Below are 17,158 nucleotides of genomic sequence, written 5' to 3'. Positions count from 1 at the left end.
GGGTGAGTGAATGAGTGCGTTACGCGCGTCGATAGCCCTCGAGGGTGTCGTCGTCGACGTCCTCGAGATTCACAACGATGTTGTCCGGCGTTCGGGTGGTAAGCCAGACGAGGTCCTCCGTCGTCGACATGTTGGCTTCGACGTGCGGCATGTAGGGCGGGACCCACACCCAGTCTCCCTGGGACATGTCGAGGAAGTCACGGAATCCGTCGCCGAAATAGATGCGGGCTTTGCCCCGGAGGACGTAGCCGCCGGTCTCGGCCTCGCCGTGATGGTGCGGGAGGGAACGGTAGCCGGGGGTGTTCGACACCTGCCCGAACCAGATGCGGGTCGCGGGGGTGTGCTGGGGCCCGACCCCGCTCACGCGGATCGCACCGCCCGACTGCATGGTGTGGGTGTCCTCCTCTCCCGACTTGGTGACTTGGGGACGTTCGTCCCAGCGCAGCTCTGCGGTCATGATCGGGTTGCCTCCTTCGTCTTGTGGTGGGATCCCGCGAGCTCGCGGCCCGCGATGAACGCCATCGTCAGCCCGGGTCCGAGCGTTCCGCCGGCCCCCGGGTATCCGGCTCCTGAGGGATGGGCTGTGGTGTTGCCCGCCGCGTACAGACCGGGGATCGGCACCCCGTCCACGTCGAGGGCCGCGGCGGTCTCATCCGTGACGATGCCGCCGTTCGTGCCGAATGCGCCGGGGACGACGCGAACGGCGTAGTACGGGCCTCGCGTGAGAGGGGCGAGCGAACGGTTGGGGTATCCCCGGTCACCGTCGCCCCAGTACTGGTCGTAGTCGTTGCCGCCCCGATCGAAGTCCTCATCGACACCCGCGCGGGCGAACGCGTTGAACCGCTCGACGGTCGCGGTCAGGGCCCCGGCAGGCAGTCCGATCTGTGCGGCCAGTCCTTCGACGGTGTCGTCGCGCATCATCCACTCGGGTACGTCGTCGCCGGAGCGATAGGTGAGGTAGCCGTACTGGCTCATGTACTCGTCATCCACGATGATGTGCGCGGGCATATGCGCGAAGTCGTGGTGGACCGGATCCACCGCGTGGAAGGCGCGGGTCATGTCGTTGTAGTTCTGCGATTCGTTGACGAAGCGCCGACCGTGCTTGTCGACGATGATCGACCCCGGACCCTGCCGCTCGAAGCGGAGCAGGGTGCCGAGCTGACGCCCCTCCGACAGGTCGCCAGGGATGACGGACATCGGCGCCCAGAACGCCTCGCGCATGTTGCCGAGCTTCGCGCCGAGCCGTTGCGCCATCCGGATGCCGTCTCCGGTGTTGTACGGCGGCGAGCATTTGGCCATGAGCGGGCCGGCGAGGAACTGCGAGGTCATCTCGTCGTTCCACTCGAACCCGCCGCAGGCGAGGAGGACCCCCGTCGTCGCCGTGACGGTGATCCCTTCCGCGACGACCCCGGTGACCCGCCCTTCGGTGGTCACGAGACGTTCCGCGCCAGCGCCGGAGACGAGCACCACCCCGGCGTCGGCGGCGGCCTTGAGGAGAGGGGCCACGACCGCGTTGCCGCGTGAGACGAGACCGGCGTCGAAGCGCTCCTGGAGGAGATTCCAGGGGAACCGGGTGAAGGCGACCCACTGCTCGTACTCCTGCATCGTGAACGGCATCCGCCGGTCCGGTCGCAGCGCGTCGCGCAACGGGCCGAGGGTCGTGCTGTCGAAGAACGAGGGATCGAGGGAGCGCCCGCCGGGGACCGAACCGTCCACGTCCGGGCGGTAATCCGGGTAGTCGTCGACGGAGGTGAAGGTCAGGCCGGCGTTCTCCGCGACCCAGTCCAGCATGGTCGGACCCTCTTCGATCACGGCGCGGAGCACGCTCTGCGCCGTGTGCCCCCGCGTGATTTCCGAGAGGTAGCGCAGGGCGGCCTCCGGGCTGTCCTCGAGGCCGCGGGCGCGCATGTAGGGGTTGTTGGCCACCCAGAGTGTTCCGCCGGAGATCGCCGATGTTCCGCCGAACAGATCGGCCTTCTCCACCACGATGACCCGGCGGCCCGCGCGCGCGGCCACCAGCGCGCCGAGCAGGCCGGCCGCGCCCGAGCCGACGACGGCGACGTCGAACGCGGTGGGATCCGCACCATCGGGCAGGTTCCAGTAGCGAGCTGTCATCATCTCCTCCTTGTTCACCGCGTGGCCAGCAGTCGAGCTGCGTCGACGGCCGACTGTCCGACGCGCACGCCGGCGGCGTACGCGAGTTCGTTGCACGCACTGATGACCCCGTCGAAGTACGTGCTGTGACCGTCGCCCATGCGGGCGGTCGAGGCCGATACCGCCGCACCGGGGATGCCCGCGGCATCCGCGGGCGCAAGCGCGGCGATACCCGAGGCGTCCTTGCCCATTCCGCCGTCGGAGCAGATGAACCCCCACGGCCGGAAGCCCACGATGTAGTCCACGACGCTCCGGCCGGTGTGACCCGCGGTGCACAGGACGTTGCGATCTCGGTCCTCGGGGAGCGCGTCCGCGATGGAGTTCGTGCAGACCACATCGTGGCCGTTTTCGCCGCGGTAGACGATCTCACGCTCGGTCGAATCCAGCACGATGTCATCGGGCGCCGCGAGAAGGACCGCTGCCGCCTCGGCGGCGCTCATTCCGGGCCGGACACCGGCGGCGAGCGCAAATCCGTTTGCGCGGGAGATGATGCCGTTCTCCCAGAGGTCGGCGCCGTTGCCGTGCTCCACGTCCTCGATCCGGACCGCTGCGGCGGGGATTCCGAGCGCCTCGAAGAACCACAGGCCGGCGACACCCGCGCCGTCTTTGCCGATCGCGCAGTCGAGTCCGATCGTGGCACGCGGCTGCAGCTCCTCGAGGAGTCGAGCGCAATACACGCCCGCGTACGACGCGTTGACGACGATCTCGGTGCGCGCGGGGGCGTCGGATGTCGCGGCGTGCCGCCGTGCGTGCGTCGCCGAGTCGAGGACGACCACGCGGCGGTCTCCGTGCTCGAGCGGGAAGAACCGGTTCTCGGGGGCGGTGGTGCCGGTCATGAGGAGGCCTCCCGGAGGCAGGGGTTGCGCAATTCGCCGATTCCCGTGATGCGGGTGATGAGAAGGTCGCCGTCGTCGAGGAATTCCGACGGGGTGCGCGACACGCCGACGCCCGCCGGTGTGCCGGTGGCGATGAGATCTCCCGGTTCGAGCGACATGAACTGCGTGATGTAGCGGACGATGTCCACGGGGCGGAACACGAGGTCGTCGGTCGACCCCGATTGGACGACGCGGTCGCCGAGGAGGGTCTCCACGCGCAGCCCGGCATCGAGGTCCAGCTCATCCGCGCTGACGACGACCGGTCCGATCGGGGTGGAGCGCTCGAAGTTCTTCCCCTGGAGCCACTCCTCAGTCCGGCGCTGCCAGTCGCGCATGGAGACGTCGTTCATCGCGGTGTATCCGAAGATCGCGGCCGCGGCCTCGTCGGCATCCGCCTGGAACACCCGGGTGCCGACGACGACGACGAGCTCGGCCTCCCAATCCACGCGGTCGGACACGGAGAGCGCGGGGAGGTGGATCGGCTCAGCGGCTCCGACGAAAGCGCTCGGGTACTTCGCGAACAGTGTGGGGTACTCGGGGACGGGCTTACCGACCTCGCGCGCGTGGTCGCGGTAGTTCAGTCCGACGCACACGACCTTCGAGGGGCGCGTCACCGGTGGGCGGAGGTCCTGCGGCGCGGGCATCGGGGCGGGTGTGCCGGGCTCGTCGAGCGGGAGCCCCGATCGCAGGAGCTCGCCGACATCGCCGGCGTCCAGGAGCGCGATGTGGTCGCCTTCCACACGGAAGGCGCGCGTCGCGTTGCCGAGCGACATCGTTCCGAAGCGGGTCATCGATCCGCCTCCGGAGTCCACTCGACCCACTGGGTGTCATCGGCGACGTACGGCGTCTTGACATACAGCACGGATGCCGGCTCATCGCGCTCGTTCGACACCCGGTGGTGTGCTCCGCGGGGGCAGAGGATCGAGGTGCCGGCCGCCAGGGCGGTGCGGGACGCCCGCCCCTGCCACACGACGACCTCGCCGGTCAGAACGGCGAGGAACTCGTCGTAGTGCTCATGTAGGTGGTTCTCGAACACCTCACCCGGCGCGAACGCTTTGATGCCCACGAAGCACGCCGGCGAATCCACCAGCGCCGCCCGCTCGCGCCCGGCAAGAACTCTGTGGACCAGCTCCTCACCGGAACGGGCATCCACGCTGCTCATCATGTGTCTCCTCGACGACGCCTTCGTCTGTCTTCCCATCCGAGTCGGATGATGGAGATCACAATAACTAATTGAACGCTCGCTTAGCAATAGGGGCTCGTGTGTATCATCGAGCGATCGCTCACAACGGAAAGGTGTGCGGATGAGTCACGCGCCGGAGCACGACGTCGACCCCCCTCGTCGGAAGAGGGTCGCGCGGCCCGGGCCTGCGCCGATCATCGCGGCTGCGCTGGATGCCTTCTACCGAGTCGGCTACGGTGCGGCCACGGTCCGCGACATCGCCGCGGGGGCGAATGTCACCGTGGCGGCGGTGTACCACCACTTCGATTCCAAGCAGGACATGCTCGTCAACATCATGAGCCGTGCCATGCGGGACAATCTCGAAGCAGTGCGTGCGCAGCGCGAACGCCACGACGGCGACCCGCGGCGCCAGCTTCGGCACATGGTCGGTGCGATCGTGGAGTACCACACCGGTCATCAGGCCGAGGCGTTCGTCGGCGGTTCGGAGCTGCGCAGCCTGGAGGAACCCGGGCGAAGTCTCATCGTGACGCTCCGCGACGAGGAGGAGGCGGAGTTTCGGGCGGTGATGGACCACGGAATCGCTGCCGGCGTGTTCGCGGTCGAGAACCCCGTGCTCGCCACGCGCGCGATCTTGGCGATGGCCTCCGCCGTGGCGTCCTGGTATCGCTCCGGCGGATCGCTCACGCTCGGTCAGCTCCAGGCGGCCTACGGTGACATGGCCTTGCGGTTGGCGGACGCCTCCCCGGAGGAGTGAGGCGTCAGTGCGCCGAATCCCACCACTCGAGCACGCGCGCGCCCTGCAGTGTGAGCCAGCGCGAAGCCTCGCCCTCGGGGACGTCGATGTCGAACCAGGTGCGCCCGGCGAGGGGAGTGGTCTGTAGCCACCTGCCCTCGGGGGTGCGCGCGGCGCGGACGATCTCGACAGCCTCGGCGAGACGCGGGTCGGGCGCGGTGTGCTCCCAGAGCGAGACGTCACGGAAGTGGTCGAGGGCGGCAAGGGCGCTGTAGCGGTGTCGACTCGGGGAGACGAAGCGGAAGACGAAGTCGCCGACCGGCTCCCCGGTGCTCGCGCGGAACATCAGCCGGCGTGACAGCAGGTACTCCTCACCGCCGTGGCGGGCGTCGCGCACGCGGGTGTCGCCCGTCAGCTGCTCGTAGGCGAGGAGTCCGCGCACCGCGTTGAGGGTCGAGTGGAACGACGAGCGCACCGAGTCGCCCTCCTCCGCCTCGCAGTTCCATCCGCCGTCCGCCAGTCGGTGCGCGGGGAACCACGCGGCGAGCGTCGAGACGTCCGCGCCGAGCCAGGCGCCCGTGGCGAGCGTGTAGGAGTTGATGCACACGTCGACCTCCCCACCCCAGTAGGGGAGATCGTCGTACTCCCACCGGGAGTTGGCGTCGAGCTTCTCCGCTGTTCCCGCGAGCAGTGCCGCATCCAGTCCCCACTCGCGGAGGTCCTTCAGCGACCAGGTCGTCGCGATCCACGGCTGGCCGGGCTGCGTCGCCTCCGCGCTGCCGAAGTATCCCGCGGGGAAGTACGCGCCGCCCGCCCACTGACCGTCGGCATCCTGCTTCTCCCGGAGTCGCGCGCCGAATCCCTCGGTCGCCACACGTTCGCGCGTCGTCCGCCACACCTCGTCGGGTGCGTGAGCGAGGTCTCGCTCGACCTGCCAGCGGAGGGCGGGGTCGGAATCCAGAAGCCACGCGAGTGTGGCGGCATCGACGCTCATGTGCCGAAGGGTAGCCACCTCCCCGGACGCGCGCGATCCCCTGCGCGCGTCAGCGGCGGATCTTGCGGCTGTAGACGGCGATCGCTGCCGCGTACGCGACGACGAGGAGGCCGACGCACCACGCCAGTGCGATCCAGAGCATGTCGCCCGCGGGTTCGCCCGCGAACAGCGCGCGGATGGTCTCGACGATCGGGGTGACCGGCTGGTTCTCGGCGAACCAGGCGACCGGGGCCGGCATCGAGTCGGTCGGCGCGAAGGCCGAGCTGATGAACGGGAGGAAGATCAGCGGATACGAGAACGCGCTCGCACCCTCGACGGAGGACGCGGAGAGTCCGGCGATGACGGCGAGCCACGTGAGAGCCAGCGTGAACAGGATCAAGATGCCGGCGACGGCGAGCCACGCGCCGACCCCGGCGCCGGTGCGGAACCCGAGGATCAGCGCTACGCCGACGACCACCGCGAGGGAGGCGAGATTCGCGACGAGCGAGGTGAGCACATGCGCCCACAGCGCGCTCGAACGTGCGATCGGCATCGACTGGAAGCGCTCGAAGATCCCGCCCTGCATATCGAGGAAGAGTCGGTACGCGGTGTAGGCGATACCCGAGGCGATCGTGATCAGCAGGATGCCGGGAAGCATGTAGTCGATGTACGAGGAGGTGCCGGTGTCGATGGCCCCGCCGAAGACGAACACGAACAGCGCCATGATGGCCACCGGCGTCACCGCGGTGGTGATGATGGTGTCGGGACTGCGCAGGATGTGCCGGAGTGAGCGCCCGGTCAGGGCTGCGGTGTCGGCGGCGACGTGCGTGGTCATGAGGAGGCATCCTTCACGATGGCGAGGAAGATCTCCTCGAGGGTGGGCTTCTTCTCGACGTATTCGACTCGGGCCGGCGGGAGGAGGGCGGCCAGCTCCGCAAGGGTCCCGTCGACGATGATCCGACCCTCGTGGAGGATCGCGATGCGGTCGGCGAGGTGCTCGGCCTCGTCCAGGTACTGGGTGGTGAGGAGGATCGTGGTGCCGCCGGCGGCCAGCTCGCGCACGGCATCCCACACCTCGATGCGGGCCTGCGGATCCAGACCCGTCGTCGGCTCGTCGAGGAAGACGACACTCGGTTCGCCGACGAGGCTCATCGCGATGTCCAGGCGTCGGCGCATGCCGCCCGAGTAGGTCCCGGCGCGGCGATGCGCGGCATCCGTGAGTGAGAAGCGCTCCAGAAGTGCGTCCGCCACGGTGGCCGGCTGCTTCCGGTGGCGGAGCCGGGCCATGAGGATCAGGTTCTCCCGGCCGGTCAGGACGTCGTCGACAGCGGTGAACTGCCCCGTCAGGCTGATCGCCTCGCGGACCTGCTGGCCCTGCGTGAAGACGTCGAACCCGTCGACCTGCGCCTGACCGGCATCCGCACCGAGAAGTGTGGAGAGGATGCGGATGGCGGTGGTCTTGCCGGCGCCGTTCGAGCCGAGAAGGGCGACGATGGTCCCGCGCTCGACGTCCAAATCGACTCCGCGCAGCACCTGGTCCGAGGCGAATGACTTCTCCAGCCCCCGCACGCGGATCGCCGTGTCCGTGGTCATCGCTCCTCCTCCGCGATCCGTCGGATGGACTCGGTCAGGCGCGCCCGCTCCCGGTCCATCCAGCGCTTGCCGGTGTAGGCGGCGGCGAAGGCATCGGCGAACTCCACCGGATCCTCGCCCACGATCTCGGCGACTCCCGTGCCGTCGGCGGCGGCGCGCTCCCACAGGTCGGCGAAGTCGGTGAGCATCGTCATCATGACGCGCGGGTCGCCGTCGGTGATGCCGCCGTTGTGCATGAAGTAGCGCTCGAAAGACCGTGCCGCCGTCCGATAGGGCTCGGGGAGGACGTCGATGCGTGCTCGGTATCGGCGATACGCCTTCTTGTCTTCGAGCGAGCCGGTGATCAGTTCGATCAATCTCATGGCCATGTCAGTCCTCTCTACGATCCGAGTGTGGGGTGCGGAGCCGGTCGATCCGCGCGGCAAGGAAGGTCCACGTGCGCCAGAACTCTTCGCGCTGCGCTTCGCCCCGGTTGTTGAGCGAGTACACCTTGCGAGGCGGCCCCTTCTCGGAGGGGACCTTCGCGACGTCGACGAAGCCGCGCTGCTCGATCCGCACGAGGAGGGCGTAGACCGTCCCCTCGACGAGGTCGACGAACCCCTCCTCGCGCAGGCGCGCGGTGATCTCGTACCCGTACGCGGGTCGTTCGGCGAGGATCGACAGCACGATGCCCTCAAGCGTGCCCTTGAGCATCTCCGTCATCTGATTGGCCACGAGACCGCCTCTACTCTGTGTTGCTGACTACCGCTAGACGGTATCACTAGGTACCGGTACTTGGCAAGACTGAGTACTGAGTCGGCGATGTCGGGAACACCGCGCGTCATCCTCGGGTTGTCCTGGCGGGACCACGACCCGCGAAGGACCACGTATGAGCACCATCTCCCTGACGCACCGGGATGTCGACCTCCTCGACAACCCGAGCTGGCACGCGCTGACCGGACCGCACGCCTCATTCGCGATCGGCGGGGATCTGGTCCGTCGCTACCCGGCCGAGGTGGCGCCTTTCGTCGCCGTGCGCACGTGGGAGGTCTCGTGGGTCTGGGACGCGCTCGCCGACCTCGTCGGTCCGGATGCGGAGGTCGGCCTCTCCGGCACCGATGACCCGCCGCCCCCGGGCTGGGAGGTCCTCGGGCAGGGTACCGGCGTCCAGATGGTGGAGACGGAGGCCCTCGCGACGCGACCCTTCGACGAGGCGGTCGAACTCGGCGTCCCCGACGTCCCCGAGATGCTCGCCCTCGTCGAGCGCAACCAGCCCGGACCCTTCCGCCCGCGCACGCACGAGCTCGGCCGCTATATCGGCATCCGTCGGGAGGGGAAGCTGATCGCGATGGCGGGGGAGCGCCTGCATCCCGAGGGGTGGACCGAGATCAGCGCCGTCGCGACGGATCCCGAGCATCGCGGGCAGGGGCTCGCCTCGCGTCTCGTGCTCGATGTCGCGTTCCACATCCAGGAGCGCGGCGACCGTGCGCTCCTGCACGCGGCGGCGTCGAACACGGGCGCGATTGCCGTGTACGAGCGGCTCGGGTTCGCCCTCCGGCGACACACCACGTTCTCCGCGGTCCGGACGCCCACCGCGTGAGGGCCCGCCGCTCTCAGGACCCGGGTTCGTCGTCCTCGAGCTCGTCGTCCTCGTAGACGGCGAGGACGTTGCCGGCCGGGTCGCGGAACCACGCGATGTCGGGTCCGCGGTCCGTGGCCCGCACGATCCCCCGGCTGTCCGAGGGGAACTCGTCGTCGCTGTAGATCTTCGTGACGACACCGCGCGCGTTCAGGTCGTCGACGGCGGCGTCGATGTCGCGGACCGGGAAATTCAAGATCGTGTAGCTCGCCGGCTCATGGTTCGGTTTGGCGTAGACCAGGATGTCGGCCCCTGAGTCGAGATGGAGCTCGAGAAAGCCCATGATGTTGTCCGAGACGTCGAGGCCGAGCACCTCGCCGTAGAAGCGGCGCGCGGCATCGATGTCGTCGACGGAGAACCCGGTGAACGCGCGGTCCGTGGTGAACATGACTCCTCCTTCGGGTCCTTCGGGTCCTTCGGGGCCAAGACCCGTCGCCGATCAGCATCCTCCTGCCGGGGCGCCGCGTCCACCCCTCGCCAGGCCGGGGCCGATGCGGTTGACTGTCCCGATGACCGAGACCGCCGATCCCGTGTGGGTGCTTCTGCACGGAACCCCGCTGACCGCGGCGATCTGGCACGACGTGGCGTCGGCCCTCCCCGGTGCCGTGCGAACCCCCGACACCTCGGTCGTTCCGGAGGCGGATGCGGTGCACGTGCTCGCCGAAGACGTCGCCGCGTCGCTCCCGGAGGAGGGGTGCCACCTGGTGGGGCACTCGTTCGGAGGGCAGATCGCGCTGGAGGTCGCCCTCGCCGTACCGGAGAGGGTGCGCACGCTGACGATCCTCTGCAGCCGCGACACCCCGTTCCCCGCGTTCGCGCCGCTCTCCGACGAGGTCCGGGCGGGGCGGGTGCCCGACCCGTCGGCATCCCTCGCGCGATGGTTCACCCCCGCCGAGCTGGTGGAGAACGGAGCGGCTGTCCGGCGGGCTCGCGCTGCGCTCGCCGCTGCCGTGGCGGACCCGACATCGTGGGCGAACGCGCTCGCGGCGATCGCGACCTTCGACCGGTCGGCGGAGGTCGGTCGGCTGACGATGCCGGTCGTGCTGCACGCGGCGGGCTCCGACGGCGTCTCGACCCCCGAGGCGATGCGTGCGCTCGAGCGTCGCGTGCCCGGGGCCGTCCTCACCGTGCACCCCCGGTGGGCGCACATGTCGCCCTTCGTGGAGGCGGACCGCCTGGTCGGCCTCCTCCGCCGCGGCGTTCAGCGGTCGCGGATGGGCTGATCGGGGACGCGGGGCGCCTGCCGCGGCGGTCGGGACCCGCTTGCGAACGCCAGGCGGATCACGCGGTAGCGGTGCGGCCGGTACGGCTCCAGCAACGCCAGCATGCGGGCGTCGTCGCCGCGCGGCTCGCGTGCCAGCATCCACGACACCATCGAGGGGATGCCGGAATCCCCGGTGATCACGGTGTCGGCGTCGCCCCACGTGGCGGTGGCGAGGCAGCTGAGCGTCCACGGGCCGATCCCGCGCACCGCCCCGAGCGCCCTGTCGACCCGGGCGTGATCCGCGAGGGCGTCGGTGGGCAGTCGTGACATCGTCCTCGCCGCCGCGATGAGCACCTCGGCTCGTCGTCGCTCGAGACCGAACCGGTGGAGCGCGTCGTAGGTGAGGCGCGCGATGTCGGCCGCTTCCGGTGGTGCGGGCAGGGAGCTTCCCGGAACGGGCGTCCCGAGCGCGGACACGAGCTGTCGCCACGACTGCGCGGCACTCTCCCGGGTCACGCGCTGCTGGACGATGAAGAAGGCGAGATCGTGCCACGGTGTGCAGGAGGCCGAGATGCGATCGCCGCGGAAGCGTGACCAGATCGATCGCAGCGGCTCGGCATCCGGAGCGAAGCCGGTCGCGTCGTCCGCGAGCCCCAGGAGGGCTGCAGCGCGTCGCGCGAGCCACTCCTCGCCGGGGCCGGTCGTGCGCACGCGCGCCCGCGGCTCGGCCGGGTCCCACGCGACGGCGATCGTCCCCGGCCCCTCCGGGGTGAGGGTCGAGCGCACGAAGCGGCCCGGGGCGAGACGGACCGTGGGGTCGCCCGGGAGCATCGCCAGCGGGGCGAGTGCAAGCGAAAGGTCCACCTCCCCGGTCTCGAGCGATGTCTCCCGCATACGCCGAACTGTAGACGGATGCCGGTCCCCGCGGGTCGATCCGCTCTATCGCGCGCGCCCCCGGTCGTGCTTGGATGACGCGCGTGAGCGTCGACGACACCCGGACCTACACCGTGGCCGACTATCTGCTCGATCGATTGGTGGGGGAGGGTGTCGCGCACGTGTTCGGGGTTCCGGGGGACTTCACCCTGGCGTTCCTCGACCACGTCACCGGCCGCGACGATCTGGAGTGGGTCGGATGCGCGAATGAGCTCGGGGCCGGTTACGCCGCGGACGGCTATGCGCGCCTGCGCGGTCTCGCCGCGCTCAGCACGACGTTCGGAGTGGGCGAGCTGTCGGCCATCGCGGCGGTCGCCGGAAGCCGCGCCGAGCACGTCCCCGTTCTGCACATCGCCGGCGCCCCGACGACCGCGACGCAGGCGGCCGCGCGCGCGACCCACCACACGCTCGGCGACGGCGACTTCGGACACTTCGCCCGCATGACCGCCGAGGTCGTCGCCGCGCACGCGATCGTCACCGCGGACGAGTACGCCGCGCAGATCGACGAGGTGATCGTCCAGACGCGCGATCGTCGGCTCCCCGGCTACCTCGTGCTTCCCGCAGACGTCTCGGAAGCCCCGGCGACACGACCCGACGCGCCGCTGCCCCGGCATCCGGGCGTCACCGATCCGCGCATCGCGGCGGACTTCCGCGCGTCACTCGAGACCGCGGTGACGGATGCCGCCTCCCTCGCGGTGCTCGCCGACATCCTCGTCGCCCGCCTCTCGGCGGAGGATGCCCTGCGCGAGACGCTGGACCAGGGGATTCCGCACGCGACGCTGCTGTGGGGACGACGGGTCGTGGACGAGTCCGCACCGGGCTACGTCGGGTCGTACCTCGGGGCGGCGAGTGCTCCGGACGTGCGTGCGGCGGTCGAGGACAGCGATCTCGTGGTGCTCGCCGGCGTGCAGTTCACCGATCTGACCAGCGGGTTCTTCACCCAGCGGATCGATCCGCGACGCGCGGTGGAGATCGGTGGCGAGGGCGTCGCCTGGAACGGACACCGCTTCGCGCCCCTCGCGATGGCGGATGCCCTCCGCATCCTCGCCGACGTCGTGCGGACGTCCGGCGCGCACCTCGCGCGGCGGGCGGCGCCGGCGATCGTCGCCCCGTCACCGGTGCCCGCCGGCCCCGGTGCGCTCGACCAGGCGACGCTGTGGCGCGAGGTGGCGGGCTTCCTGCGTCCCGGCGACGTCGTCCTCGCCGAGCAGGGCACCGCGTTCTACGGGATGGCGGACCATCGGCTCCCGGCCGGGGTCACCTTCATCGGCCAACCGCTGTGGGCGGCGATCGGCTACACCCTCCCGGCTCTGCTCGGTGCCGCTCTCGCCCGCCCCGCGGCGCGGCCGGTCCTCCTCATCGGGGACGGCGCCGCGCAGATGACGATCGCCGAGCTCGGCACGCTTCTGCGTCATCGGATCCCCGCGGTGATCGTGGTCGTCGACAACGGCGGGTACACAGTGGAACGCGTGATCCACGGACCGGGCGCCGCCTACAACGACATCGCCGCCTGGGACTGGGTCGCCCTCCTCCGAGCGATGGACCCCATCGGCTCCGCGCACGGCATCCGTGTGGACACGGGGGAAGGTCTCGCGGACGCGCTCGCCGTCGCGCGGGAGGCGACGACGCTCACGCTCATCCAGGCGGTCGTGCCGCCCCTGGACGTCCCCCCGGTGCTCGCCGATGTCGCGGCCGCCGCCGCGCGCGCGAATCGGCGCGCCTGACCCGTCACCCCGGCAGTTCGACTGCGGCGATCCCCGGCATCCCGAACCAGCGTCGCCCGCCGGGCGCCGTGACGAGGGTGAGGAGGATTGCCGAGCAGGCGCGACAACGGGCGACCATGCCCATGTCGGTGGCGTAGACGACCGTCGAGGCGACGGTGCCGACGTCTCCGCACTGCGTGCACCGGCACGTGGCCGCGGAGACGTCCCGTCCGAAGACATCGGCGAGGGCGCCGGCGAGCGCGCTTCCGTCGAGTGAGATCATCGGGACCCTCCGAATCGCTCCGTGCGGATGGCCTCTGCCGCGTGTCCGTCGGCCACCAGCCACTGCGACACGGACTCGACGAAGGGCGTCGGTCCGCACACGTAGACGCGCGGCCGCGCGGAGGCGTCCGCAACGACATCGCGCACGCGCTCGGCCGTGAGCCGCCCCGCGGGGGTGGGCCACTCGGCGGGAGTGGCGCGCGTGTAGACGAGATCCAGTCGGAACTGCGGGTCGGCTGTGGTCAGCGCCGCGAGCTCGCGCCGGAAGAAGAGATCCTCCGGGGTGCGGACGGACACGAGCAGCCGCAGGGGAGAGGGATCGCCGGCGGTCGCGTGCGCCTCTGCCATCGCGAACAGCGGCACGACGCCCGAGCCTCCGGCGATGAGCTGGGTGGGACGCGACACTGCCGCGGGGGCGGCGGGCGTCCAGATGAAGAAGGCGCCGAGGGGGCCGTGCACCTCGATGCGATCCCCCACCCGCAGGTCGTGCACGAGGAAGGGGGACACCTCGCCCGTGGGCACTTCGTCCACGGCCAGCGTCACGCGGGTGCCCTCTCCGGAAGACGCCAGTGAGTACGAACGCGTGGCCTGGTAGCCGTCGGGGGCGGTGAGGCGGACATCGACGTGCGCCCCCGCCTCGTTGCCGGGCCAGGTGGGGACCTCGAGCTCGATGCGACGCGCGGATGCCGTCTCCCGCCGGGTGTCGGCGACCGTGGCGACGTGCCACGCGGTGGCGCGGCGGATCACCAGTACCGCTCCTCCTGCCACGGGTCGCCGTGCAGGTGGTAGCCGTTCTGCTCCCAGAAACCCGGATCGTCCCGGGGCATCGTAGTGAGCCCGCGAATCCACTTCGCGCTCTTCCAGAAGTACAGGTGCGGCACGAGCAGCCGTGCGGGTCCGCCGTGTTCCGGATCGAGCGGTTCACCGTCGGCTTCGAAGGCGATCCAGCTCCTGCCGTCGAGCAGGTCGTCGAGGGGGATGTTCGTCGTGTAGCCGCCGTACGAGTGCGCCATCGCGAACGCGTGGTCGGTGTCGACATCGGCGAAGATCCGGTCCAGGGAGACCCCTCGCCAGGGCATCTCGAGCTTCGTCCAGTGCGTGACGCAGTGGATGTCGACGGTGATGTCCTCCATCCCGAGCGCGCGCATCTGGTCCGCCGTCCAGTGGCGGTCGCCGTACTCCGTCCGGAGGGTGAAGCGCCAGTCGGCCTCGGTCACGTCGGGTGTCGGTCCGGCTGAGAGCACGGGCCAGTCGCTCACGAGAGTCTGCCCCGGGGGAAGCCGCGGGTCGCGTTCGCTGCGCCGGCCGCCGAATCCCCGCGTGATGAACGACATGTGCACGTCCCTCCGACGGGCCCTGCATGGCCCGGCTGGCCAACACCTTAGTCACGCCGCCGATCGCGCGACAGGGGGATTTGGTCAGCCCTGCCCTCCCCGTAGGGTGGCCGGACCGGCCGGGGCGCGGTCGACGATCTGCGCAGCACAGAGGGGATGGTCGACGGTGGATGGCTCTGAGCCCGAACAGCGGGCTGGACGGTGGGTGGGTGACGCCGACGTCTTCCACGGCGAGGGAGCGTTCTGGGACGGGGCGACGGGGACGCTCCGCCATGTCGACATGCTCGCCGGAGACCTGATCACGATCGCGGGCGCGGAGGGCGCGGCATCCGTCACCCGGACGGCCGTCTCCCACGTCCTCGCCCTCGTCCGGCGCCGCCGGCAGGGTGGTTTCGTCGTCGCGGTCGAACGCGGGTTCACCCTGATCGCCGACGACCTCCGTATCGAGCACGAGATCCCCGCGTTCGATGATCCCGACGTCCGGATGAACGAGGGTGCGTGTGACGCCGCGGGCCGTCTGTTCTGCGGATCCATGGCCTACGACGCTCGAGAGAGCGGCGGACGGCTCTACCGACTGGACCCCGACCTCAGCGTCCACGTCGCCCTCGAGGGCGTCTCGATCCCGAACGGTCTCGTGTGGACGGATGCCGGTCGCACCGCGCTGCACGCCGACACGCTCGCCGGCGAGATCCGCGCCTACGACTACGACCCCGACACCGGCGCGTTCGGGGCATCCCGGGTCTTCGTGCGCATCGACGAGGCGGACGGCGCGCCGGACGGCACCGCACTGGATGCCGAGGGTGGGTTGTGGGTGGCTCTGTGGGGTGGCGGTGCGGTGCACCGCTACGACGCGCACGGACGCCTCGACCGTATCGTGCCGCTACCCGTGACCAACCCGACTTCGTGCGCCTTCGGCGGTGCCACCGGCGACACGCTCTTCGTCACGACGTCGCGCCAGGGCATCGACGACGGCGCGGAGCCGCTCGCCGGTCGTGTCTTCGAGGTCCCGGCGGGGGTGCACGGCGCGCCGATCCACGCATTCGCGGGCTGACCGCCGTCCGCGCAGGTCCGTGCGCGCGGGTCAGACGCGTCCGGTGAGGATCAGATTCCAGTAGACCCAGGGCAGGATGTGTCGGTCCGCGATCCACGACAGGCGACTCTCGCGGTACATCCCGCGGAAGAACGGGATCGTCGGCTTCTGCGCACCGTGATCGTCGAACTCGGCCCACACGACGCTCGAGCGCGAAACCGTGAACGGGCAGACGCCGTACCCGTCGTAGCGAGCGGATGCCGACCGGCCGGCGAGAACCGCCGCGAGGTTCTCCGCCACCGCCCACGTCTGCTTGCGCAGGGCGCCGCCGCACTTGGAGTTCGAGCTGGCCGCTGCATCGCCGATCGCCCACACGTCGGGGAAGCGAGGGTGCCGGAGCGTCTCGACGTCGACCTCGACGAAGCCGCCCTCGTCGCCCGCCGCGGGAAGCGGCGACGCCTTCAGCCAATCGGGCGCCGACTGCGGAGGCTCGACATTGAGGACGTGGAAGGCGAGTTCTTCGCGACCACCGGGGCCGTCGAGGGTGACCGTCCTCGCCTCCCCGTCGACGGCGGCGAGTGTCGTCGACGTGCGTAGCTCGATGCCGTACTGGGCGATCTTGCGCTCGAGCTCCTCGTCGAAGGGGGCGAGGAACACCGTGCGCGTCGGGACGACCAGGACGACCCGGATGTCGTCGAGGACGCCTCGGGCACGCCAATAGTCGCAGGCCTGGTACATGGGCTTCTGACCCGCGCCGGCGCATGACGCGGGGCCGTCGGGCTGGACGAAGACAACCGTGCCGGACGTGACGTCGCGCAGAAGGCGGGACGTCTTCTTCGCGAGGTCGAAGCGGTAATGCGATGACACCGCGGGGGTGTCGAGGGCGGCGGCGAGACCGGGGATGCGGTCCCAGTCGAGTTGGATGCCGGGGGCGACGATCAGCTGGTCGTACCCCACACGGTCGCCCGACGCCAGAGTCACGGCGTGATCCTCGGGGTGGACGGCGGTGACGGCATCCCGTATCCAGCGGACTCCGGGAGGGATGACGGACCGCTGCGACCGCACCGTTTCACTCGCCCGGGCGGTGCCGCCGGCGACGTGCGAGAACAGCGGCTTGTAATGGTGCGCGCCGCGCGGCTCGATGAGCGCGATGTCGGTCACCCCGCGTCGCCGCAACCGCGCGGCGACGGACACGCCGCCGTTTCCGCCGCCGATCACCACCACGCGGTGGTGGGCCGATGCGACGGGGGCGACCGCGTCGCTCACGAGGTGGGTTCCGATGCGGAGAGCTCGCCGTCGGCGATCGCGTCGGCGTACTTGCGGATGTCGGGACCGGGCTCGTAGTCGATGAAGCGGTCCTTGAGCAGCGCGTTCAGCTCGGCGAACGCGTCGTCCGAGGAGAGCCCCGGCTTCTCGGCCACGGCCTGCACGGCCTCCTGCAGGACGCGATCGGCGTCGTCGAGGATCTTCTTGCGGGCCGGCTCGTTCCACTTCACGTCTGAGATATCCATGGCCACACGCTAGGGCGGGCGCATAGGCGGTA

22 protein-coding genes are annotated in these 17,158 nt (G+C 70.3%); 5 read left to right on the top strand and 17 right to left on the bottom strand.

All coding sequences use genetic code 11. From position 1 onward, the window contains the following. Nucleotides 1-19: 19 nt before the first annotated feature. Genes ABXJ56_RS04290 through ABXJ56_RS04270 form a run of 5 tightly spaced genes read right to left on the bottom strand, consistent with a single transcriptional unit; the run spans nucleotide 20 to nucleotide 4,191 of the window. Nucleotides 20-457, bottom strand: a complete 438-nt coding sequence (locus ABXJ56_RS04290; RefSeq protein ID WP_353998483.1) for a cupin domain-containing protein — start codon at nucleotides 455-457, stop codon at nucleotides 20-22. Further along, nucleotides 454-2,115: an FAD-dependent oxidoreductase gene (locus ABXJ56_RS04285; protein ID WP_353998482.1), complete on the bottom strand. Its 1,662-nt coding sequence runs from the start codon at nucleotides 2,113-2,115 to the stop codon at nucleotides 454-456. Before ABXJ56_RS04285 ends, ABXJ56_RS04290 begins: the two co-directional genes overlap by 4 nt. A gap of 14 nt (nucleotides 2,116-2,129) precedes the next feature. Continuing rightward, complete coding sequence (locus tag ABXJ56_RS04280; RefSeq protein ID WP_353998481.1) at nucleotides 2,130-2,990, bottom strand: hypothetical protein; 861 nt, start codon at nucleotides 2,988-2,990, stop codon at nucleotides 2,130-2,132. After that, nucleotides 2,987-3,820 (bottom strand): fumarylacetoacetate hydrolase family protein, encoded by an 834-nt coding sequence (locus ABXJ56_RS04275; protein WP_353998480.1) that lies wholly within the window; start codon nucleotides 3,818-3,820, stop codon nucleotides 2,987-2,989. Before ABXJ56_RS04275 ends, ABXJ56_RS04280 begins: the two co-directional genes overlap by 4 nt. Continuing rightward, nucleotides 3,817-4,191: a cupin domain-containing protein gene (locus ABXJ56_RS04270; protein WP_353998479.1), complete on the bottom strand. Its 375-nt coding sequence runs from the start codon at nucleotides 4,189-4,191 to the stop codon at nucleotides 3,817-3,819. The genes ABXJ56_RS04275 and ABXJ56_RS04270 overlap by 4 nt, the downstream gene beginning before the upstream one ends. Before the next feature lie 142 nt (nucleotides 4,192-4,333). Between ABXJ56_RS04270 and ABXJ56_RS04265 the strand changes: the two genes are divergently transcribed. Next, nucleotides 4,334-4,966, top strand: a complete 633-nt coding sequence (locus ABXJ56_RS04265) for a TetR/AcrR family transcriptional regulator (RefSeq protein WP_353998478.1) — start codon at nucleotides 4,334-4,336, stop codon at nucleotides 4,964-4,966. A 4-nt stretch (nucleotides 4,967-4,970) separates the two neighbouring features. On the opposite strand, the gene ABXJ56_RS04260 is transcribed toward ABXJ56_RS04265, so the two are convergent. Genes ABXJ56_RS04260 through ABXJ56_RS04240 form a run of 5 tightly spaced genes read right to left on the bottom strand, consistent with a single transcriptional unit; the run spans nucleotide 4,971 to nucleotide 8,225 of the window. Further along, nucleotides 4,971-5,939 carry a squalene cyclase gene (locus ABXJ56_RS04260; RefSeq protein WP_353998477.1) on the bottom strand — a complete coding sequence of 323 codons (969 nt, stop codon included), beginning with the start codon at nucleotides 5,937-5,939 and terminating at the stop codon, nucleotides 4,971-4,973. Nucleotides 5,940-5,988: 49 nt separating this feature from the next. Then, nucleotides 5,989-6,753 (bottom strand): ABC transporter permease, encoded by a 765-nt coding sequence (locus ABXJ56_RS04255; RefSeq protein ID WP_353998476.1) that lies wholly within the window; start codon nucleotides 6,751-6,753, stop codon nucleotides 5,989-5,991. Then, nucleotides 6,750-7,511 carry an ABC transporter ATP-binding protein gene (locus tag ABXJ56_RS04250; protein ID WP_353998475.1) on the bottom strand — a complete coding sequence of 254 codons (762 nt, stop codon included), beginning with the start codon at nucleotides 7,509-7,511 and terminating at the stop codon, nucleotides 6,750-6,752. Before ABXJ56_RS04250 ends, ABXJ56_RS04255 begins: the two co-directional genes overlap by 4 nt. Further along, nucleotides 7,508-7,879, bottom strand: coding sequence for a DUF1048 domain-containing protein (locus ABXJ56_RS04245; protein WP_353998474.1), 372 nt, complete (start codon nucleotides 7,877-7,879; stop codon nucleotides 7,508-7,510). The genes ABXJ56_RS04250 and ABXJ56_RS04245 overlap by 4 nt, the downstream gene beginning before the upstream one ends. Before the next feature lies 1 nt (nucleotide 7,880). Further along, on the bottom strand, nucleotides 7,881-8,225 hold the full coding sequence (locus ABXJ56_RS04240; protein ID WP_353998473.1) for a PadR family transcriptional regulator: 345 nt from the start codon (nucleotides 8,223-8,225) through the stop codon (nucleotides 7,881-7,883). A 154-nt stretch (nucleotides 8,226-8,379) separates the two neighbouring features. Here ABXJ56_RS04240 and ABXJ56_RS04235 point away from each other — a divergent pair, with 154 nt between their 5' ends. Then, a complete protein-coding gene (locus ABXJ56_RS04235; protein ID WP_353998472.1) occupies nucleotides 8,380-9,090 on the top strand; it encodes a GNAT family N-acetyltransferase in 711 nt (236 codons plus the stop codon). Nucleotides 9,091-9,103: 13 nt separating this feature from the next. On the opposite strand, the gene ABXJ56_RS04230 is transcribed toward ABXJ56_RS04235, so the two are convergent. Further along, nucleotides 9,104-9,517: a VOC family protein gene (locus ABXJ56_RS04230; protein WP_353998471.1), complete on the bottom strand. Its 414-nt coding sequence runs from the start codon at nucleotides 9,515-9,517 to the stop codon at nucleotides 9,104-9,106. A gap of 121 nt (nucleotides 9,518-9,638) precedes the next feature. On the opposite strand from ABXJ56_RS04230, the gene ABXJ56_RS04225 reads away from it, so the two are divergent. Next, nucleotides 9,639-10,352: an alpha/beta fold hydrolase gene (locus ABXJ56_RS04225; protein ID WP_353998470.1), complete on the top strand. Its 714-nt coding sequence runs from the start codon at nucleotides 9,639-9,641 to the stop codon at nucleotides 10,350-10,352. Here the strand turns inward: ABXJ56_RS04225 and ABXJ56_RS04220 are convergent. Beyond that, a complete protein-coding gene (locus ABXJ56_RS04220) occupies nucleotides 10,331-11,227 on the bottom strand; it encodes a DNA-3-methyladenine glycosylase family protein (protein ID WP_353998469.1) in 897 nt (298 codons plus the stop codon). The genes ABXJ56_RS04225 and ABXJ56_RS04220 overlap by 22 nt on opposite strands. An 83-nt stretch (nucleotides 11,228-11,310) precedes the next feature. Between ABXJ56_RS04220 and ABXJ56_RS04215 the strand changes: the two genes are divergently transcribed. Continuing rightward, nucleotides 11,311-12,990, top strand: coding sequence for an alpha-keto acid decarboxylase family protein (locus tag ABXJ56_RS04215; protein ID WP_353998468.1), 1,680 nt, complete (start codon nucleotides 11,311-11,313; stop codon nucleotides 12,988-12,990). A 4-nt stretch (nucleotides 12,991-12,994) separates the two neighbouring features. Here the strand turns inward: ABXJ56_RS04215 and ABXJ56_RS04210 are convergent, their stop codons facing one another. The 3 genes from ABXJ56_RS04210 to ABXJ56_RS04200 are packed head-to-tail and all read right to left on the bottom strand — an operon-like array spanning nucleotide 12,995 to nucleotide 14,585. Then, the gene (locus ABXJ56_RS04210) at nucleotides 12,995-13,252 is read right to left on the bottom strand and encodes a DUF6510 family protein (protein ID WP_353998467.1); all 258 of its coding nucleotides are present in this window, start codon (nucleotides 13,250-13,252) and stop codon (nucleotides 12,995-12,997) included. Beyond that, nucleotides 13,249-13,998, bottom strand: coding sequence for an FAD-binding oxidoreductase (locus tag ABXJ56_RS04205; protein ID WP_353998466.1), 750 nt, complete (start codon nucleotides 13,996-13,998; stop codon nucleotides 13,249-13,251). Before ABXJ56_RS04205 ends, ABXJ56_RS04210 begins: the two co-directional genes overlap by 4 nt. Continuing rightward, on the bottom strand, nucleotides 13,995-14,585 hold the full coding sequence (locus tag ABXJ56_RS04200) for a molybdopterin-dependent oxidoreductase (protein WP_353998465.1): 591 nt from the start codon (nucleotides 14,583-14,585) through the stop codon (nucleotides 13,995-13,997). The genes ABXJ56_RS04205 and ABXJ56_RS04200 overlap by 4 nt, the downstream gene beginning before the upstream one ends. Nucleotides 14,586-14,790: 205 nt before the next feature. On the opposite strand from ABXJ56_RS04200, the gene ABXJ56_RS04195 reads away from it, so the two are divergent. Next, nucleotides 14,791-15,636, top strand: a complete 846-nt coding sequence (locus ABXJ56_RS04195; RefSeq protein WP_353998464.1) for an SMP-30/gluconolactonase/LRE family protein — start codon at nucleotides 14,791-14,793, stop codon at nucleotides 15,634-15,636. A gap of 30 nt (nucleotides 15,637-15,666) precedes the next feature. Here the strand turns inward: ABXJ56_RS04195 and ABXJ56_RS04190 are convergent, their stop codons facing one another. Then, nucleotides 15,667-16,881 carry an NAD(P)/FAD-dependent oxidoreductase gene (locus tag ABXJ56_RS04190; protein ID WP_353998463.1) on the bottom strand — a complete coding sequence of 405 codons (1,215 nt, stop codon included), beginning with the start codon at nucleotides 16,879-16,881 and terminating at the stop codon, nucleotides 15,667-15,669. Continuing rightward, nucleotides 16,878-17,126, bottom strand: a complete 249-nt coding sequence (locus ABXJ56_RS04185; RefSeq protein ID WP_353998462.1) for a hypothetical protein — start codon at nucleotides 17,124-17,126, stop codon at nucleotides 16,878-16,880. Before ABXJ56_RS04185 ends, ABXJ56_RS04190 begins: the two co-directional genes overlap by 4 nt. Nucleotides 17,127-17,158: the final 32 nt, after the last annotated feature.

It is taken from the genome of Microbacterium aurantiacum (assembly GCF_040532595.1).
GTDB lineage: Bacteria > Actinomycetota > Actinomycetes > Actinomycetales > Microbacteriaceae > Microbacterium > Microbacterium chocolatum_B.
Note: the sequence above shows the minus strand (reverse complement) of the source record. Positions and strands in the feature narration are given on the sequence as shown.

Bases quoted from the DNA above. Each gene is read 5' to 3' on its own strand.
- ABXJ56_RS04290 (WP_353998483.1), bottom strand. From the start codon at position 457: ATGACCGCAGAGCTGCGCTGGGACGAACGTCCCCAAGTCACCAAGTCG.
- ABXJ56_RS04285 (WP_353998482.1), bottom strand. From the start codon at position 2,115: ATGACAGCTCGCTACTGGAACCTGCCCGATGGTGCGGATCCCACCGCG.
- ABXJ56_RS04280 (WP_353998481.1), bottom strand. From the start codon at position 2,990: ATGACCGGCACCACCGCCCCCGAGAACCGGTTCTTCCCGCTCGAGCAC.
- ABXJ56_RS04275 (WP_353998480.1), bottom strand. From the start codon at position 3,820: ATGACCCGCTTCGGAACGATGTCGCTCGGCAACGCGACGCGCGCCTTC.
- ABXJ56_RS04270 (WP_353998479.1), bottom strand. From the start codon at position 4,191: ATGAGCAGCGTGGATGCCCGTTCCGGTGAGGAGCTGGTCCACAGAGTT.
- ABXJ56_RS04265 (WP_353998478.1), top strand. From the start codon at position 4,334: ATGAGTCACGCGCCGGAGCACGACGTCGACCCCCCTCGTCGGAAGAGG.
- ABXJ56_RS04260 (WP_353998477.1), bottom strand. From the start codon at position 5,939: ATGAGCGTCGATGCCGCCACACTCGCGTGGCTTCTGGATTCCGACCCC.
- ABXJ56_RS04255 (WP_353998476.1), bottom strand. From the start codon at position 6,753: ATGACCACGCACGTCGCCGCCGACACCGCAGCCCTGACCGGGCGCTCA.
- ABXJ56_RS04250 (WP_353998475.1), bottom strand. From the start codon at position 7,511: ATGACCACGGACACGGCGATCCGCGTGCGGGGGCTGGAGAAGTCATTC.
- ABXJ56_RS04245 (WP_353998474.1), bottom strand. From the start codon at position 7,879: ATGGCCATGAGATTGATCGAACTGATCACCGGCTCGCTCGAAGACAAG.
- ABXJ56_RS04235 (WP_353998472.1), top strand. From the start codon at position 8,380: ATGAGCACCATCTCCCTGACGCACCGGGATGTCGACCTCCTCGACAAC.
- ABXJ56_RS04230 (WP_353998471.1), bottom strand. From the start codon at position 9,517: ATGTTCACCACGGACCGCGCGTTCACCGGGTTCTCCGTCGACGACATC.
- ABXJ56_RS04225 (WP_353998470.1), top strand. From the start codon at position 9,639: ATGACCGAGACCGCCGATCCCGTGTGGGTGCTTCTGCACGGAACCCCG.
- ABXJ56_RS04220 (WP_353998469.1), bottom strand. From the start codon at position 11,227: ATGCGGGAGACATCGCTCGAGACCGGGGAGGTGGACCTTTCGCTTGCA.
- ABXJ56_RS04210 (WP_353998467.1), bottom strand. From the start codon at position 13,252: ATGATCTCACTCGACGGAAGCGCGCTCGCCGGCGCCCTCGCCGATGTC.
- ABXJ56_RS04200 (WP_353998465.1), bottom strand. From the start codon at position 14,585: ATGTCGTTCATCACGCGGGGATTCGGCGGCCGGCGCAGCGAACGCGAC.
- ABXJ56_RS04185 (WP_353998462.1), bottom strand. From the start codon at position 17,126: ATGGATATCTCAGACGTGAAGTGGAACGAGCCGGCCCGCAAGAAGATC.